This window comes from Cohnella sp., from assembly GCF_041640265.1.
Taxonomy (GTDB): Bacteria; Bacillota; Bacilli; order Paenibacillales; family Paenibacillaceae; genus Cohnella.
Genome location: NZ_JBEQAP010000001.1, coordinates 293,098 through 312,572 on the forward strand (window position 1 = coordinate 293,098; position 19,475 = coordinate 312,572).

General features: G+C 52.9%; 11 protein-coding genes. 1 reads left to right on the forward strand and 10 read right to left on the reverse strand.

Going from position 1 to position 19,475, the window contains the following annotated elements; genetic code table 11:
* Positions 1-69: 69 nt before the first annotated feature.
* From ACESLK_RS01400 to ACESLK_RS01445, 10 genes are all read right to left on the reverse strand, one after another.
* Positions 70-2,184 carry an amylo-alpha-1,6-glucosidase gene (locus ACESLK_RS01400; protein ID WP_372661064.1) on the reverse strand — a complete coding sequence of 705 codons (2,115 nt, stop codon included), beginning with the start codon at positions 2,182-2,184 and terminating at the stop codon, positions 70-72.
* A gap of 56 nt (positions 2,185-2,240) precedes the next feature.
* On the reverse strand, positions 2,241-3,077 hold the full coding sequence (locus ACESLK_RS01405; RefSeq protein ID WP_372661067.1) for a carbohydrate ABC transporter permease: 837 nt from the start codon (positions 3,075-3,077) through the stop codon (positions 2,241-2,243).
* A 15-nt stretch (positions 3,078-3,092) separates the two neighbouring features.
* Positions 3,093-3,968 carry a carbohydrate ABC transporter permease gene (locus tag ACESLK_RS01410; RefSeq protein WP_372661070.1) on the reverse strand — a complete coding sequence of 292 codons (876 nt, stop codon included), beginning with the start codon at positions 3,966-3,968 and terminating at the stop codon, positions 3,093-3,095.
* A 58-nt stretch (positions 3,969-4,026) separates the two neighbouring features.
* The gene (locus ACESLK_RS01415) at positions 4,027-5,406 is read right to left on the reverse strand and encodes an ABC transporter substrate-binding protein (protein ID WP_372661073.1); all 1,380 of its coding nucleotides are present in this window, start codon (positions 5,404-5,406) and stop codon (positions 4,027-4,029) included.
* A gap of 147 nt (positions 5,407-5,553) precedes the next feature.
* Positions 5,554-6,570: a LacI family DNA-binding transcriptional regulator gene (locus ACESLK_RS01420; protein WP_372661077.1), complete on the reverse strand. Its 1,017-nt coding sequence runs from the start codon at positions 6,568-6,570 to the stop codon at positions 5,554-5,556.
* Positions 6,571-7,228: 658 nt separating this feature from the next.
* Positions 7,229-11,938, reverse strand: coding sequence for an Ig-like domain-containing protein (locus tag ACESLK_RS01425; protein WP_372661079.1), 4,710 nt, complete (start codon positions 11,936-11,938; stop codon positions 7,229-7,231).
* A gap of 116 nt (positions 11,939-12,054) precedes the next feature.
* On the reverse strand, positions 12,055-13,194 hold the full coding sequence (locus ACESLK_RS01430) for a glycoside hydrolase family 88 protein (protein WP_372661082.1): 1,140 nt from the start codon (positions 13,192-13,194) through the stop codon (positions 12,055-12,057).
* A 53-nt stretch (positions 13,195-13,247) separates the two neighbouring features.
* The gene (locus tag ACESLK_RS01435; RefSeq protein WP_372661085.1) at positions 13,248-14,129 is read right to left on the reverse strand and encodes a carbohydrate ABC transporter permease; all 882 of its coding nucleotides are present in this window, start codon (positions 14,127-14,129) and stop codon (positions 13,248-13,250) included.
* Between the two features lie 15 nt (positions 14,130-14,144).
* Complete coding sequence (locus tag ACESLK_RS01440; RefSeq protein WP_372661088.1) at positions 14,145-15,110, reverse strand: ABC transporter permease; 966 nt, start codon at positions 15,108-15,110, stop codon at positions 14,145-14,147.
* Between the two features lie 49 nt (positions 15,111-15,159).
* Positions 15,160-16,800: an extracellular solute-binding protein gene (locus tag ACESLK_RS01445; protein ID WP_372661389.1), complete on the reverse strand. Its 1,641-nt coding sequence runs from the start codon at positions 16,798-16,800 to the stop codon at positions 15,160-15,162.
* Between the two features lie 280 nt (positions 16,801-17,080).
* Between ACESLK_RS01445 and ACESLK_RS01450 the strand changes: the two genes are divergently transcribed.
* Entirely contained in the window at positions 17,081-19,399 is a 2,319-nt protein-coding gene (locus ACESLK_RS01450; protein WP_372661091.1) for a helix-turn-helix domain-containing protein, read from the forward strand.
* Positions 19,400-19,475 lie beyond the last annotated feature (76 nt).

The window sequence follows — 19,475 nt, forward strand, 5'->3', positions numbered from 1 at the left end:
TATTAGAACTATATGTTCCGTTTAAGGAAACCGATAGCTAGCACGAGCCATTGATGTGTGCAGCATTAACTACTCGATCGTCCACCCCGTTGTATTGGAACACACATCTATCGTATAGACCTCCCCGTTACGACTCACGTTCACATCCAAACGGCTGCCTCCGAGCCTCATTCTCTGTACGGACAATATATTCATTCCTTCCGGAAGGTTGGGCGAGAGAAAAATTCGGCTGTTCGCATGATCTAGCCGGAGACCTAGCATAACAGGTATAAATACAAGCGGAGTCGCCGCCGCCCATGCCTGCGGAGAGCACGCAACTGGATAACGTACCGGAGTACCCCGCTGTGAGGAATAACCGCAATACAATTCCGGCAAACGGTTGTTCTCGAAATGTCCACCCGCTTGGAGCAAACCTTCCATGACGATTCGAGCTTCAGCTTGGAACCCCTGCTCATTGAGCCCTATCAAGCATAATGAGTTGTCATGCGGCCAGATGCTTCCGTTGTGGTAGCTCATCGGATTGTATGCCTTCTCGCCCTCGGCCATCGTACGAATTCCGTAACCGCTGAACAATTCCTTCGACACCAGCTTTCTCGCTACCGCCGCTGCCCTTTCCGGCATGAGCATGCCCGACATTAAGACATGGCCCGCATTGGAAGTGACCGTCTCCACTTGCTTCTCTTCTTCGTCAAGTGCAAGCGCATAGAATTGGTCGCTCTCGACCCAAAAAAACTGTTCGAAACTCTCCCGAAGCTTCTCCGCTTCGGAGCTCAGCCGGAGAGACCAATCCTCCCAATCCATAGCTCCCGACATTTCCTTCAGAGTACAGAGCAACTCCGCCAACGTCGTTTTCGCTTGATACACATATCCTTGTACTTCAACAAGCGCGATCGGTGCCGCCGCATAGTCGCCGCTCCGATGTACAATAGAATTTCCGGAATCCTTCCAGCCCTGGTTCGAAATGCCTTTGGCAGATTCCCGAACATACGATACAAACCCGCTGCCTTCGCGTACGCCGTACTTGTCGATCCATTCCAACGCGCGGCGGATATGCGGAAGCATGGCTTCAAGAAGCGCCGTATCATTCGTCCATTTCACATATTCCCCGATCAGGACGAGGAACAGCGGCGTTGAATCAATTGAACCGTAATAAGGCGTAAACGGAATCTGATTCGTATTCGCAAGCTCTCCGCTGCGCAGCTCGTGCATAATTTTACCAGGCTGCTCGTCGCGCCATCCGTCAGCCTTCTCCCCCTGATAACGGGCCATCGTAAGGATGGTACCTTTGGCGATCTCAGGATGAATCGGCAGCATTTGCATTGCTGCGATAAGGCTGTCCCTGCCGAAAGGAACAGCAAACCATGGTAAACCCGCTACTGGAAAACGACCGAACCCCAAATCCGTTAGCAATACTCGGATATCTTGCAAGCCTTGGTTAAATAGGCGATTGAACAGTGGATAATCGCTTTCCATGGCGGTCGATTCATTCTCCCAATCCGCGTAGGAGCTGCGAAGCTCGTGGATGGCGATGTCGCGAGAGTACCGCTCGGGCTTCTGGTCGCCGATCACCGGTACGATAAAGAAATCGAGTGATTGCGACTGGGCTGAATCCAAATTCAGATGATAGGTTACCTCGACACCGTCGTCCGTTATTTGAATATTTGACGGCTCGACAGTCCATTCCACGAGAAGCTTTCTTTCCAAGCTGTCCGCACCGTCATATCCGATTTCAAATCCGGCCGCTTCCTGGAGTACGCCTTTCTTATTCCCGACATTGCCGTTCTGAAACCCGCGGACGATAAACATGTCGCGGAAATCGGCGTCAAAGACCAATGTCACGTCGAAGCTTTCCCGATGCGGATTAAAGTTAGTCACCTTCACTGTCTCATAGAGAATGTCTTTATAGATGAAACGCGTCCGCTCGATCTCTATGGATTGCGGCCATAATGTAATCTGATCGTCAATTTTCGTCTCGACGTTAGTCAGCACTATTGTCGAGATATAATTTTCATCCGCCTCGGAAGACAGCATGCTTGGCCTTTCTCCGTTTACTGTCAAAGAGAACCGGCTGAGAAAACGCGTGTCCTTAGTGTACAGCCCATGTCCGTGATTGCTTTCGAATATGTCTCCGGAATAATCGGTTAGTAAGAAAAGATCGTTTTCCTTGATCACTCTGTAATCCATACATTTACCTCATATTCTCTCAATAATTATAGTAAGTCGCGTGAGTTATTGTTTGCTTAACCTTTTACGCCGCTTGACGCAACGCTTTGTTGAACCTGTTCCTGAACCAGTAAATAAATGAGGATGCCGGGTAGGATAATCATTGTAAGAGCGGCGAACATGTAGGTATAGTTGTATGAGAAGGCTTCATTGAAAAACTGAAGGGCGACCGGCAACGTTCGGTTGTCCTTACTGGATGTCAAAACCAGCGCATAGAAATATTCGTTCCAGTTCGCCAGAAACATCAGGATCCCCGCGGTTGCCAAGCCGGATTTGGCGAGAGGGAGATTCACGCTCCAGAAGACGCGCCAAAAGCTAGCGCCATCGATAATCGCCGCTTCGTCGAGATCTTTGGAAATCGCCATAAATGTAACCCGCAGAATGAACAAGGCAAGCGCCATCCCAAAAGAGGCATACACAAGCACTAGCCCAGTCTTGGTATCATATAAATTCAGCTTCATCACAATCGTAAATATCGGTTGGGCTCTAGCGTATCCCGGCACGAGCAACGTTATCGTAGCAAGGATAAACAGAAGGCTCTTTCCAAAGAAATCAAATTTCGCGAAAATATATGCCGCGAGGGCATAAATGAATACCGCAATTAACGTTGCTGAAGTCGCGATGATCATCGAGTTTTTGAAGTAGATCAAAAAGTTGTATTGCGTAAAAACGTCTACATAAGCCTTAAAACTAATCGATGTCGGCAGCGCGAATGGATCTCCAAGTATTGCCTTGTTCGTTTTGAAGGAGGACACGACGACCCATAAAATAGGGAATAGCGACACCATAACCGTGAACAGCATGACCGCATAAGAAAAGAGATATACCGCCAAGCCGCGGGAACGGATTTTCATCAACCGGACACCTCCTCAATAAATCTTTTCATTCAGTTTAAAGACCCGGTTTACCACGAACATAACCATAACGCCAAGAACGATCATCACCGTCGCAGCCGAGTTTGCGTACCCGTATTTGTAATTAACCAGCCCCTCATATAGCATTAGCGTAATGTTATACGTATCGTTTCCCGGACCTCCGCCTGATGTAAGCGCCACTTCCTCGAACCCGGCGATTCGGGCGGTTACGGATAAAATGATGCCGGTGCCGATGGCGTTCTTGACGAGCGGCAAATTAATATATCTGGTGATCTGCCATTCGCCCGCGCCGTCCAGCAATGCCGCCTCATGAACCTCTTTGGGTATCGCCATCAATTCGTTATATACGATCAGGGTCACATATACAGCATAGAACAACCAGGTAAACGTCACTGCAAAGAAGGCGGCCGGAGTTTCGAAAAACCAATTCACATGAAAATCGGAAAATCCGATGCTCCGCACGAAATTATTGATGACCCCGATATCGTCGTTGAAAATAATTTTGTAGATCATCGCCCATGCAGCGGCGGATATAATCATCGGAATCATAAACACGCCCCGGACAAACCGCCACCCGAAATATCCTTTATACATAATGAAAGCCACCAGCGTTCCGAAGCCCACATGCACCGTTGCTGCGATCAGAGACCATAAGAACAAATTGCGCATCGAGATTAGAAAAGTGTTGTCGTAAGTGATTAAGTGGATATAATTGTCCAGTCCGTTGAATGAAGGCGATCCGAACCCATCCCAATCCGTAAATCCGGTTGTAAAAACGGTAATGATGGGTACGATGTAAAAAAAGCAGAGAACGAGAATTGTAGGCGCAAGAAAGCCTGCAATCCACCACTTTTTCCGTCTATCCTTCATTTCCTCACCCCTCTTGGGAATAGAGCCTCCCACCTTAGATGGAAGGCTCTTCCGCATATTATTTAAATTTGCTTGCTTTTTGCGTCAAGGTTTCTGCGAATTTTTCTGGCGTAAGAGTACCTTTAACCAAAAGCGGCAAATGCTGAGCAAACTCGGTACTGCCGATCAAATCCGGCCAAACATTGCCGAACGATTGCGCGATTAGCTTAAGATCGTTCGTAACCGAGCGGTTCATATCCGCCAGAATAGGATTCAGCTTCGATTCGAAATCAGCGGACGCTTGGATATTCGGAGCAGTACCGCCTTCAGCGATCATATAGGCTTCCAGCTCTTCAGGCGAATTAATGAATTCCAGGAATGCCAGCGCAGCATCCGTTTCTTCTTGCTTCAGCCCACTCGGGATCCACCAGGAATATTCAGCAGTCGTTGCGATTCCCACGCCGCCTGGATAGAGGGATGCTCCCACTTTCTTGTCGAATCCTTCCGGCGCCTTGGTTGCATCCGAGAAATCGCCGACCATCCACGTACCGTTGGCAATGATCGCGACTTTTTCGTTCAAGAAATTGTTGGCCGCTTCGGCATATCCGGCGCCGATTGCGTTGTTCGTCGTATAGTCCTTAAGCCATTTTTGCGTTTGAGCGAATGCTTTGATCCATAAAGGATCATTGTAATCGACCACTTTGTCCGCACGGGTGCTTTTCAGCACTTCCGAACCTCCCGGTTCATTGGCCATGAATGAAGAAGCCAGCAGCATCGTTGTCCAGGCATTCTCGCCCGTCATCAACGAAAGCGGAGTGAAGCCTGCGTCCTTCAGTTGCTGGAGTGCAACGTCGAATTCTTGAAAGTTCATTTGGGCGATCGGTTTGGTGATACCCGCCTTTTCAAACATCTCTTTGTTGTAGAACAAACCGATCGGGCGGATGACCGACAACGGCATCGTATAGACTTTGCCATTTCTCGTATTATAGGCGACGGAATCCTGGATCTGTTGCTTGCTCAGATCCGGTTTGGAGTCCAGCCACGGCTTCAAATCGTAAATTCCATCTTTTTCAATAAGCTGATCGATAAATTGCGTGTCTCCGCCTTCGATTAAGGCAGGTAATTCATTTTGCTGCCACAACAGCTTTATTTTTTCTTTATAAGCGTCGTTCGGAACCTCTTCGATCTTAATCTCGTATTGCCCCTCGTACTTTTTGTTAAAGCGCTCTACCTGCGGCAAGAAGAATTTACCCCCGACATTTTGTCCTGCTTTATAATGCGGAATGTTCAGCACAACTTTTTCTTTCGGAGTTTCTTCCTTCGGTGGTTGTTCACTCGCTTTAACCGGGCTGGATGCAGGTGCATCGCTCGCATTATTCCCGCTATTCCCGCCGCATGCTGTCAAAAGCACCATGAAAACCATGCAAAGGATAAACGACGCTTTGTAACCTTTCTTCATTTGAACGACTCCCCTTCATTTGTTCAAGTTATTTATTTAAAGATCCCTAAAGGGATGCTTCAAATCATGGTTAACCAGCAATTATCCAAAACGTTTTGGATAATTCCCAAAAAAATAAGCCTTTTCATAATTCAGGATGAAACCCTTTCAAAGCAACTTGGCGGTGCTGTTCCGTATGATAAGCTCGTTGGAAAGTACGACTTTGTGCCGCACCTGCCGCCCTTCCAGCATGTCGATCAATAGCTGCGCGGATTGGTAGCCTAATTCGTATTTCTCCTGACGAACTGTCGTCAGATTGGGCGAGCTATAGGAAGCAATTAATATGTCATCATAACCGACTATAGACATCGACTCGGGTACCGCACGTCCCATGAGTTCCAACGTTCTCATGGTTCCTAAAGCCATCAAGTCGCTTGAACAGAATACAGCGGTCACCTCAGGATGCCGATCCAAAATGTGACTCATTGCCTCCATGCCGCCTTCTTCCGAGAACCGTCCATCGTACACCAGCTCTGGATCGTATGAGATTCCCTTCTCCTGCAAAGCAAGCATATAACCCGACAATCTTTCGCGGCTGACGGATGCTTCATCATATCCGTTGATCATCGCAATACGCGTGTGCCCAAGCTCAATCAGATGAAGAACCGCTTCTTTGGATCCGTTTACATTATCGGTTGTAACGTGACCGACCCAATCCCCAGCTACAGGTATATCGATTAACACACAAGGAAAATGAGATTGATTAGTAACTTCCTTCAGATAAGGGTCGTTCATCCTTAGACCCTGTAGAATCGCCCCGTCCACATTTCGTTCCCTGCACAAATCCGAATACGTCTTTTTCAGCTGTTTGTTGGGGTTAGTACTGAATAGAATAATATCGTAATTCAACTCGCTGGCACGGTCGTTAATCCCGCAAAGCACCTCAAAGGCGAAAGCGTCTTTGGCGCTCGATCGTTTAATATCCGACATGATGACGCCTATGGTATTTGTTTTTTTCAATACAAGACTTTGGGCCTGAGCATTCGGTCGATAAGACATTTCATCGGCAAGTTTTTTTATGCGGCTTCTCGTTTTTTCGCTGACATCGGAATAGCCGTTTAATGCTCGGGAGACGGTCGTGATCGATACTCCGGCCGCTTTAGCTAAATCTTTAATTGTAGTCATCCTTATTTCTCCCGTTCTCCAAAACGTTTTGGTTTATTTGCATTATAGCAACCGCCTTTTGTTTTTGCAACCCCTTTCATAAAGAGCTGCGATTGTAATTGCACAGTGTTTCAACATCTATATATCTCCTCCCCCAAAAAACTCCCTATTGTTAGCCGACGCAACTTCGATACTACATGCCTGGACAGTGTACTGTATTCCAAGCACCTCCATTCGCTGCCTGAACCAAGTAACGCCCCACCATTGTCGCAAAATGCAGCAATGAGAGCACTTAAACTAAGAAGCGCCCCACCATTGTCGCAAAATGCAGCAATGAGATCGCCTAAACTAAGAAGCGCCCCACCATTGTCGCAAAATGCAGCAATGAGAGTACCTAAACTAAGAAGCGCCCCACCATTGTCGCAAAATGCAGCAATGAGAGCACCTAAACTAAGAAGCGCCCCACCATTGTCGCAAAATGCGGCAATGAGAGTGCAAAGTAAGCGATGCATCCTATCAAAAGCACGTTATAGCCCGTCTACGAACAGTGAATGATTAAGGTTATGTTTATTGATTGTGCCTCGTAGAAAAAAAAGTAGTCGTCCCGAATTATTATATTCGGAACGACCCAAGTTGTTTTACTTGCTCAATTGATTTTGTGATTAATGCTTCATGCCGTTCATTCTTCCTCGTTTTCTTTCGCTTCCGAGCCGTTGCCGTTCTTTTTTGCCACCGTTACGCTAATCCGTTCGGAGACAACCGGCACGCCCCGAAAGGTCGCTTCCACCCAAATTTCGGCTTGGCCAGTTTTCTGCGTATGGATGAAACCATCCTTCACCTCGGCCACTTTCTTATCCGTGCTGTAGAAGGCAAGCTTCGCTTCGGAAGGATCCAGTTCCCTGCCGCCAGCAAGCAGCAGCTTCACCTGAAGCGGCACGGAATCCTTGCGCGGGATACCATCGCATTCGTCGCATATCAAGATCGCTTGGGCCAGCACCGGAACGGTCTCCTTGCCGTATAGCTTAACCTCTGACATACTGTTCCACGCATTCTGGTTGTTGCCGAAACCGGTTATTCGCACGTATCGGCCATCGGTAGGAGCGAAGGCGAATACTTCGTGATCTGCCGTTTCGCCCGAGCTCTTGCCGCTGAATACCTGTTGCCAAGCTTCGCCGTCCTGCGACACTTCCACCTTGAAGAAGCTGGTTCTTGTATTCCCGACATAATAAGCGATACTAATCGCGCCGACCTCGCGAACCACGCCAAGATCATACTGAATCCATTGTTCGCCGGATGCGGACCACCGGCTCGCCATGTTGCCGTCCAACGTATTCTCCGGCACGTTGCCGTCGTGAGAGCTCGCGGAGACGGATACCGACTCGAAGACAGGGCGGTTATCCGGTATGCCGTAGGAGACGCGGTGCTTAAAGTCCACGTAATAAACCGTCCTCTTCGCAACGCCTTGCGGATCGACGACCTCGATTCTCGCTACGCCCGGCACGCCGCTTGCTTGCTGCACCGTAACGTCATAGCCTTCTGCCGCCGCTCCAATAACGGGAGGCTGCGTCTCGCCGTTCTCCAGCTCAACCTCGTATACGTAACGGATCGGCTTAAACTCCTCCAGAGATTGTCCGTCTACGGTCAATGCGCTTAGCGAAGCGAGCTCGCCGTTCTCGATAGTCCAATCCTGAATCGGAACGACCTCGCGAGTATCGCTAGGCGGCGTCTCGCCCGGCATCAAAGGCACCATCCGGACGCTGATCGTTTCGTTTCGCACGTCGTTCATATGGATCGCCAGCTTCTTCACGCCCAGGTTAGGCGTTTGGCCGGACGGATTCGGCGAGGACGGAAGCGGCGCCGCATCCATAACCGTGAAGCTCGCCTTCGCGGGCGCTTCAATATTCACCCACAGCTGGCGGCCGTCTTGAGTCAGCAGCGCGCTTTGGCCGTCCGCCGCAATCTCGATTGCCGCGCGCGTATGCATGAACCAGTAGACTTCCGACGGCACCTTCGCCTTGATCTCATCCTGCACGAGGAATTGGCGCCGTTCATCCAGCAGCGCGACGCCCCGCTTCACCGAAGCCGCGGACTTTCGATATGCCGGCGTCAGGTCGGCTACCGCAAACGCTCCGCCCGTCTCATTAAAGCTCGTGTCTGTAACCTCCGAGATGCTGTCCACGTCCTGATCCGGCCCCGTAGATGGCGAGATCTGCAGCGTATTATGCCCTTCCGCCCGCTTCCGGTAGTAGGTCCAACGCTGCCCCGTCTCGCCCATGTTCCAATAACCGGGCAGATTGTAATCCTCCTTGCCGATATCCAGCGCCCATCTGACGCCGTTCGCGTCGAAGATGAACGAACCCGTATCCAAGTCGCCGTGCGGAGCGCCGTTCATCCCGCCCTTGAAGCCGACGAACAAGGCGTTCGGATCGTCCCAATCGCTCCGCATCGTGACGGCGCGCGGAATCTCCATCTTGCGGTCCAGCTCCTGCGGCGGGTTCGCGCCATACAGCTCCGGCCTATACCAAAGCGCGTCGTACAGCCCCGGCTGGATTCTGCGTTCAGCCGCAAATTCGTGGTACCACGTATATTCAGGTTTGTTATGATGATTCGCGAACCAAAGCAGCGCCCTGCCGGGAATAAGCGTCTCTGCATTATCGAAGTAGTTGAACGTGCCTTCCGGACCCGCGATGTGGAGCGGATACAGCGGCGTCTCCGCCAGCCCTTCCCGTTCCGAGAAGCCGAAGTCATGGCCGAATGTAGAATCCAGTCCCGCCAGGAAATAGATCAGGTAGATCGTCCCGTACTCCCAGTAGCTCGGCCCTTCCTTGGCGGAGCCGTCCGGCGCGTATTGCGGCAGGCCGTATTGGATGGACTTGAACGCTTCCCGCAGAATAAGTCCCGACAGCTCCTCCTCTTCGTCGGCAATTGCAAGCGCGCCGATTGCCATGCCGGCGTTGCAGACGAAGTTCCAGTTGTCCCGGTTGTAGACCCACCAATACGTTTTTTCCAGATACATCGGAACGGCCGGAGTCAGTCCTTTGTCCACGATCGCCTGCCGAACCGTATCACGCTGGCTTTGGGTCATATAGTCGTAGAGCCAATCGTAGCCGATCGCCACGCCGTAAGTCATCGCCGCCGTGTCCAAATAATGCTGCGGGCTCCAATCGGGGTAAGCCGCTCCCGACACATGCTCCAGCTCCAGCCATGCCCGCTCGGCATAAGCGACTTTCCCCGTTAGCCGGTAAGCGAACGCAAGGGATACGATCCGTGCCGAGGACGACGAATCGAGCCTAAGCCCGTCAGGCTTGTTGTAATCCCGCACCGGCTGCGTCAGCAGCTGATCCGCTTCCCCGATCGCCCGTTCCGCCCATTCCGCGAATCGCTCGTCGGTGTCCAGCAGGCCGATCATCCGCTGGAAATCATCTTCCGTCGCCAGCAATCTCGGATGGCCGTTATGCGGGTGAGCTGCCTTCAAGGAGGCGATAATCTCATCGGAGGTCGGCGCCGTATACACGCGCATCAGCGCCTCCGCAGTTCCCCCATTGCCATCCTCGACCTTTACCGTGAAGGAATCCGCTCCCGTGTAGTCCAAGTCCGGCGTATAGGTCCACTTCCCGTCCGACTGCAGCGCGGCCTCCCCATGCAAAGGCGCTTCCACCAGCGTATAGCTCAAGGCGTCATCATCCGCATCCGAGGCGATCACCGCAGCGTTAACGGTCTTATTTTTATCAGTTGGGTGAATGCCCTCCTGCGCTTCCGGAGCAGCATTCACGCCAATTACTTGCACATGAATCCGTGTAATGGCGAATCCTCCCTCTCCATCTTGAATCGCGATGACGAAACCATCCTCGCCGCTGTAGCCTTCATCGGGATAATACGACCATGCCCCGCTCGCCGTCACGTCCGCGAGGCCGTGCTTCGGCCGCGAGAGCAGCGAGTAGCTAAGCGGATATCCCATCGTCGATACTGCATCCGCTTGCCCTTGGATATAACCATTCTCATCCGTTTGGACCGCAGCATCCTCCGCGATAATCGTGTCCGTGCCGCCGACGATGACAATCGCCTCGCCCTTATGGTTCCCGTCGACGCTGGTCGCGGCAACGACGGCAAGACCGTTCGCATGAGCCGTCACGATGCCGGCCGCAACCGTCGCCACCTCCGGCTGGCTGCTCGACCACGCGACCGAAGCGTCCGACGCATTCGCCGGCGTCGCCAAAACCGCCAAAGTAGCCGTATCGCCAGCTTCCATAACAAGCTCGTCCTTATCCAACGCAATCGACTGGAGCGGAATCCAAGGCGCAAACCGCACGTCGTCGAACCAAACCGTGCCCGTCCCTTGCTCAAAGAACAGCTCCAGCTTTACGCCGACGATGGCGGAATTTGCCGGTACGATCGTTATTTTCTCCAGCTTCGTCCAGTCTTCTTCAGTCCCGGTAACCGACCCCAGCATAACCAAATCGCCCACTCTCGCGCCCGAGCTGTTGACGTATTGCAGCCTAGCTAAGGCGCTGCCCGTCACATCAAGCGTCTTCGCCCATGCCTCTGCCTTGAATGCGTTGCCCAGCTGCGAAGGAGAGAGCGGAATCGTCTGTATGACCGCCGCTCTTCCCGTCGTCTGCGACTCCACTTTCAAGGAAGCCGCCCCGGATCGATAGACCGACGAATCCACTCCAATCGCAGGCGTCCCGATCGGCACCCATGAACTCCATCCCGCCGGCAGGCCGCTCGAACCGCCGACTTCGAAGCCTCCGTTCACAACGGTGTTCGCCGTTCCGTCCGCCGGCTCCAATTCGGCTCCGTCAAACCAAGCCGTCCCGGTGCCCGTCTCGAAGAAATTCTCCACCTTAATCCCAGCGATGTTCGCGTCGTTCGGAACCGATACGAATCCTTCCGTCAACGTCCAACCGCCCGTTCCCGTCAGCTTCTTCAGCTCAATGAGATTTCCTGCCCTGGAGCCGGACTCGTTCGTGAGGAAAATTCTGCTGAACGCGCCTGCGCCCGTCACATCCTCTGTTCGGATCCACTGCCGCAGCCGGTACGTCTTGCCCTTCTGCGAAGGCTGCAGCAGTACGACCTGAAAGGCCGTCCCCCTGCTTGCCGAGGACGCGGATATGCGCAGCGACCGCTTCCCTTCCGCGAAGACGGCCTCATCCGAGGCGAAGGACGGTGTGCCGCTGGATACCCAGGTCGACCAGTTCTGGGGGAATCCGCCGCCGGACAGCTCTTCATATCCTCCATTCACTAGTAATCCGCCTCCGGTCGATGCGCTGGCTCTCTTCAGCATTGGTCCTCCCGCAAACACGCTTCCCAGCAATAACACCACAGCCAGCATCCCCGACACTGCCGCTTTCCATTTCACTTGCGCTTTCCGCATCCTACTGCTCTCCATATCAATCTTCTCCCCTTCCGAAATTGAATAAGGACTAGCCCGTTTATAATATTAAGCGCTTTCATTTCCAAGCCGGAATCCCGCTCCGTCCTCTGCCCGAGCGGAATATCATCCGCTTATTTGTTCCGTTCGTACCAGTAGCCCGGCACTCCTTCCTCCAGCCGCATAAGCGCCTCGAGATAATAATAGTCGCCCCAAATCATGTAATCGTCGGGACCCAAATCTCCCCGGACGTAATAAGACCCGTGCCGAATCAATCCTTCCGCATTCGCATCGTCCATCGTAGAATAATTCTTCACCAAGGAACGCATGGTCCGCTCCGCGACATTCGCGAAATACGTACGATCGGGATCATCCTCTTGCAGATGCCCCGCAAGCTCCAACATGCCGCAAGCGGCTATCGCCGAGGCCGAGGAGTCCCGGTACGTATCTTCATCCATCGGCACGTCGAAGTCCCAATACACGACGTCATCCTCCGGCAGCCGCTCCGCAAAGTAGCGGGCCAGCCGCCTCGACGTCTCCAGGTATTGCGAATCGCCCGTGTACCGGAACGACAAAGCGAAGCCGTATATGCCCCAAGCCTGCCCCCTCGTCCAGGTCGAACCGTCGTGGAAGCCTTGATGCGTACCTCCCCCAATCGGCACCCCATCGGAAGGATTGAAATAAAACGTATGGTACGAAGAATCGTCGCCGCGAACGAGGTAACGCCTGCTTTTGTCCGCATGCTGGATCGCAATCTCCCTATATGCCGGATTGCCGGTTTGTTCCGTCGCCCAATACAGCAGCGGAATATTCATGAGGCAATCGATGATAATGCGGCCGCCGTTTTTCTCGTCACCCCGCTTCCCCCAAGCCTGAATGTAGCCTCCCTCCGGCCGCCATCGCCGCAGCAGCTTATCCGCCGCGTCCAGCGCAAGCCGCTTCGCATCCTCGTTGCCTTCAACAATCCAAGCCGCCATTGCGGACGGACTGTAGAGAAAGCCGATATCGTGATGGTCTAGAGCAATGTCTTCATCCAGACGCCTGCGGAAGTCTTTCATTTGCTCCAGCGCGATATCCCGAAGAAGAGGGTCGCCGCCGTATTCATAAGACAGCCACATCATACCGGCATAAAATCCTTCGATCCAATCCGTGTTGTCCCTCCAATCGTAGCCATGCCCCTCAGTCTTCCCCCGGATATGCGGGAACCGCGCGCCATGTTTCGTTCCGTTCGCTGTCGTCTTGGCAACCGCGTCTTCAATCGCCGATTTCCACACGCCATTAATCACTCCTCTGTCAATTAGGCGGGGCGCATGCCGCGCCCCTTCCGTTAACCTTTGATCGCGCCGATCATAATGCCTTTCACAAAATATTTCTGAAGAAACGGATACAAGCACAGGATAGGTACCGTCGCTACGATTATCGTGGCGTATTTGACCGTTTCCCCGATCGGCATCTTGTCGCCGCCCCCGACACCTGTCAACATCGTATCCGTGCTGTTCGATATGAGAATTTCTCTCAATATAAGCTGCAGCGGATACAGCTCCCTGGTGCGGATATAGATGAGCGCGTTGAACCAAGAATTCCAGTGGTACACGCCGTAGAACAGGATCATGACCGCCACGACCGGCATGGACAGCGGCAGTACAATCCGGAACAGGACGGTGAAGTCGTTCGCGCCATCCAGCTTGGCGGATTCCTCCAGACTGACGGGGACCGCCTGGAAGGCCGTGCGCATAATGACCAGGTTGTATGCGCTCATCGCCGTCGGAACGATCAGCGCCCATCGGCTGTCCAGCATCCCCAGGTTCTCCACCAGCAGATAAGTCGGAATGAGCCCTCCGTTGAAGAACATCGTGAACACGATGATGAACATAATCGGATTTTTCCACATGACATTCTCTCTCGACAGCGCGTAAGCGCCGAGCGAGGTCATCAGAATGTTCAAGGCCGTGCCGGCCGTCACGTACAGCACCGTATTGCCGTATCCCGTCAAGATCGACGGGTTGCGGAACACCAGCTCATACGCATTCAATGTCGCGCCTTGCGGATACCAGATCATCCCCCTGACCTGCACCATCCACGCGGGATCGCTAAGGGAGGCGAATAGCACGAACAGGAACGGGTACAGCGTGACGGACGATAACAGGAACATGAACAGCAGATTAAATCCGTCGAATACCCGCTCGCCCCAGCTGCGTTTGATTAACATGGTCTATCGCCTCCCTTACCAAAGCCTTGTGTCGCTCGTTTTTCGGCTAATCGCATTCGCCAGAAAAAGCAGCGTAAAGTTAATGAGGGAGTTGAACAGCCCTACGGCCGCGCTGTAGCTGAAGTTCGCCTCCAGTATCCCCTTGCGGTACACGAACGTGCCGATGACGTCGGCCGTCTCGTATGTCGTGCTGTTGTATAACAATAGGATCTTCTCCGTGCCTACCGCCATGAAATTGCCGATCTGCAGGATGAGCAGGATGATGACGGTCGGCATAATGCCCGGCAACGTAATGTGGAACACTTGCTTCCAGCGGCTCGCCCCGTCCATCTTGGCGGCTTCGTACAGTGAAGAATCGATGCTCGACATCGCGGACAAATAAATGATGGAACCCCATCCGACGTTCTGCCAGATGTTCGAGGATACGAAGATGGTCCGGAACCATCCGCTCTCGCTCAGGAACGCGACCGGCTCGATGCCGAGCCCGACGAGCAGATGATTGAACAATCCGTCGCGATTCAGAAAATCGACCAACATGCCGGAGATGATCACGATCGATATAAAATGCGGCATATACGTGATCGTCTGCACGGCCCGCTTCACTAGCGCGCTGCGCAGTTCGTTAAGCAACAGGGCGAGTATGATGGATGCCGGAAATCCAAACAGCAGCTCGTAGAAGCTTAGCAGCATCGTATTGCGAAGCAGCCGCCAGAAGTAATAGCTGTTGAAGAAATCCTGGAAATGCTGTATGCCTACCCAGTCACTGGCCCACATCCCCAGCCCCATGGAATAATCCTTGAAGGCGATCTGCAGCCCGTATATAGGAACGTAGTAGAAAATAAGGTAATAGGCCACAACGGGCACCAGCATCAGATAAACGTACTTGTTCATCGCCAAATCGCGCAGCGCGCGGTAACGGAATGCGTTCTTGTCGACTCCTGCTTGAGGGAGACTCCGCTTCTTATCCAGCATCATTGACATGCCTTATCCTCCTGTCCGCTCATGCGCCTCTTGTCTCAAGTCGCCGATGTTACCGCTTGTTAAAGCGGTCGAGTGCGGACTGCTGAACGGAGGTCGCTTCTTCGATGCCCATCTGCTTGATCGTTTCCACGTATTTATCAAAGCCCTCCAGTGTTTCGCCGCCCATAATAAATTTGTTGATCATTTCGTCGCGGTACGTTTTTACGTCGTTCATGATGGCGGATGCTTTGGAGCTTTCTTCTGACGTCAGTGTGACCGGCGGCATCCGCTTGGAATGGTCCGCCTCTGACCAGCTCTCCTGCGCGTTGCGCTGAGCGTCCAGCTTATAATATTGTTCGATATAACGTTTGTCCTGAACCATCGGTCCGTTCCAGCTCGCGATAAAATATTTCGCCATGGCCTGCGTAACCGGAAGATCAGGATTGTTCAGAATCGTATCCGTATATTTCGGATATCCGTTCTCGAGCGTATAGCTCTCCCCTTCGATGCCGAAGTTGAACAGCAAATGGCCTTCTTCGCCGTATTTGAGATCCAGCCACTTGACGATTTGCTCCGGATTTTTGGCGCTGGCCGATATGGCGGCGCCGTGGGTCGAGAACGGAAACGCGTATTGGCCGATCGATTGCCCTCCCTCTTCAAGAGCGGGATAAGGAGCTCCAACAACCGCGAATGCCGGATTCGATTCTTTCATGAGGTCCGTGTATCGGCCGATGCCGCTGCCCGGATATGTGGACAGCGATCCCAGCTGGTTGCCCGTCACCTTGGCGTCCTTCAGCTTGCCATCGGTCGTCGCGTAATCGCGGTCGATCAAGCCTTCCTTGTACCACTTAGCCATCAGCGTCAAAAATTCCTTATACTCCGGCTGAATCGGCCCGTATTTGACCTTGCCGTCTTCTTGGTAGAAGTCTGCCGTTATGCCCCATGCGCCGACGAACAAAGAGTTCAAGTCGGTATCGGCGATACTGAAAAAGTAAGGGATTTCGTCCTTCTCCCCGTTGCCGTTCGGATCGCCGTCGCGGAAGGCCGTCAGCACCGTCTCCCACTCCGAGATCGTAGTCGGAACCTCGAGGTTCAGCTTCTTCAGCCAATCCTCGCGCAGGACGGGCCCGTTGAACACGGACAGCAGCGGATCCCCGAGCAGGAAAGGCATCACGTAAATATTGCCTTCGTCGGTCGTGACCATTTTGCGGAAATCCGGATTGTCATTCAGCACTTTCGTCAAGTTAGGCGCGTGCTGCTCGATCAATTCGTTCAAGCGGATGATCCGTTTCTCTTTAATGAGGCTGTCCACCCCTTTGGGCGCTTGGTTCCATTGGTATTCGATGACGTCCGGAAGGCTGCCGGACGCCAGCATCAGGTTGAACTGGTCCTTCTCTTGGCCGGTCGGCGGATGCTGGAAGGTGACTTTGGTTCCCGTCTGCTTCTCTACTTCTTTATAAGCCGCGATCTCACTGTAGTCCTTCATGGTTGCCGATACGTTAGGATTTAAGCTGACCCAATACGAAATGCTGTCGGGGTACCCGATCTCCTTAGTTGTCATATCCGTTGCCTCGGCGGTGCCCTTGTCCGCAATGCCACCGTTTCCTTCATTGCCATTGCCGCCGCCGTTTCCGCTGCAACCGGCCATTAGAATAGCGAATACGGCCAGAAGCGCAACCGCGTTCATAAACCTATTCTTTCTCTTTCGCATCATCGTTCGAACCCTCCCAAATTTGGATGTCTTGCCGCGGCAATTGCCCGCACACCAAGTATAGGCACGGCCTCCTAAACCTGCCTACAATCAGCTTTCGCGATTGGCTAACCGTTCTTCCGCAAGGGGATAAACCGAATTTCATATCCCCAATCTCTTCTTCATATCGACCGCTTCTTAAGCCTCAATTGCGCGGGAATTCATTGTGGGGCCTAATCGATTATGCTACGATTATAGCACCACCGCCATGAACGGACTGAGAAGAGGGGGATGTCTATCCATGCAGCATCGGAGGAAAAACGTCTTTCTTAAACTATGGCTGTCTTACCTGCTGATCCTGGCCGTTCCGGTCGTCATCTCCGCTTACCTGTACAAAAACATGGAGGACGTTCTGGTCGACAACGCGAACCGGTCCAATATGGCCATGCTTGAGCAGGTCAAGGGCGTCGTGGAGAATCATTTGAAAGAAATTGACCATCTCTCCATCCAGGTCGCCACGCATCCCAAGCTGCAGGCGCTGTGGAATATCAATGACAGCCATCGATACCTGGAATTCAACGAAGCGGTGAAAATTTTGAAGAACTTCCATCTGGGCAGCAGCTTCATCAGCCATTTTTTCATCCATCTCCAGGGCCAAGACATCATCCTTTCCCCTGAATTGAAAACGGATACAACGATGTACCTGACAAAGCTTGCCTCTTATCAGAATGCTTCCGAAGAAGACATTCGCCGTTCCGTCCTATCAGGCTACCACTTCCGAACATTCTGGCCGTCCGCAGCCGTCGTCACCGAATCCGTTACCGAGTATATGATTACGTCCGCCGTTACCCTCCCTCTTGGCGAGAAGGACAACGTCCGCGCGACGCTGGTTATGCAAATTAACGAACAACAAATTTTCGACCTGCTGAAACAGGTCAACTGGGCCAATAACGCCTCCATGTTCATTATGGACGGCACGGGGCAGACGATCCTGTCTATCTCGGAGGACGGGATGCAGCTGGATCCATCCGCGCTCGAGGACAAGAATAGCTCCGGTTATTATTCGACCGCCCGTTACAACGGCGAAAACATGCTCATTTCCCACACCGGCGGCGACAGCGGCTGGACCTACGTATCGCTCGCTCCCGAGGAGCAAGTGCTAAGCCGGGTCAACGAGATGAAGAGATGGGCCATAAAGCTGCTCATTATCGCGATTCTGGCCGGTACGTTAATCGCTTACGCCATGGCGTACCGCAGTTATATCCCTATCCGCGACATGGTGCTGTCTTTACTTAAGGGCGAACCGCAGCAGCCCCATACCGCGAAAACGATGAACGAATACGAGTTTATCAAATCGTCGATCGAACGAAATCGTGCGGAAGGCGAGCAGCTGCGCCATGCGCTGGCCGGCCATGTGCCGGTCGTAAGGGCGCATTATTTGACCCGGCTGCTGAAAGGGCAAGTACCTTCCGGCTCCTTCGACGGGCAATCGCTGGGATTCATCGACCTGAAGTTCCAATCGGACCATCTCTGCGTGGCGCTCATCGAGGTTGACGACTGCAGCCGGTTCATTGCGAGGAACAGCGAGGAGGAGTCTGCGCTTGTCCGCTTCGTACTGGCCAACCTGAGCCAGGAGCTGCTGCAAGAGAGGGGGTACGTGATCGAGACGGAGCAGAACCAACTGGCCTTGCTGCTGGTGCTTCCGGACGCCTCAGACGCCTCCAAGCAAGAGAGGAATGAGCTGATCAGGCAGTTGAAGGAGATGACCCATACGCGGTTCCGTATGGATGTGACTATCGCGTTCAGCTCCGTTCGCACGGGCATGGAAGAAGCGGCGCGCTGCTATAGCGAGGCGCTGAGCGCCTTGGACTACCGGATCGTGCACGGTATCGGCCAGATCATCGACTACGAGTCTATCAAAGATATGGAGCGCCACTTCTACTACTACCCTCTGGAAATCGAGAGCCAGCTGATGAACTTGCTCAAGAGCGGCGATTATCCGGGGGCGGAGAAGCTGCTGAACGATATATATTGGCAAAACATCGAGTCCGGCTCCCTTACGCCGGAGATGGGCAAATGCCTCTTCTTCGACTTGTTGAGCACCGTGCTTAAAGTAATGAACGCCTTGAAGATCGATACGGCGGGCCAATTCCCGGGTTCCGGCGATCCTGCGAAGGAGCTGCTGAACAGCACGTCGGCGGTCGAGATGCAGGCCAAGCTGAAGCAGCTGTGCCGATTCTTGTGCGGACGCGTGCAGGAAGCGCGATCGCAGCAAGGCGATCGGCTTAACAATCAGGTTTTAGCCTTCATACAGGAGAGATTCCGCGACAATAGCCTGAGCCTGACGATGATTGCCGACCATTTCGGTATGACGCCGCAGTATATATCCGGTTATTTCAAAAAGCACAACCATTTGAACCTGACCGATTACATCGTTGAGAACCGGATCGGGGAAGCGAAGCGGCTGCTCGGCGACACCGACTTTACAATTGTGCAGATCGCCAAGAAAGTGGGCTACGCGACCGATATCGGGTTTATCCGGGTATTCAAAAAGCTGGAAGGGGTCACGCCAGGCAAATACCGCGAAACAACGCATCAATTGAGGCAATTGGAGGCTTGAAGATTGGATTACGACCATTTCAGCAGAATCGAATAGGGCTGTCCCATAAGGTCGTAAAAGACCTGACGGGACAGCC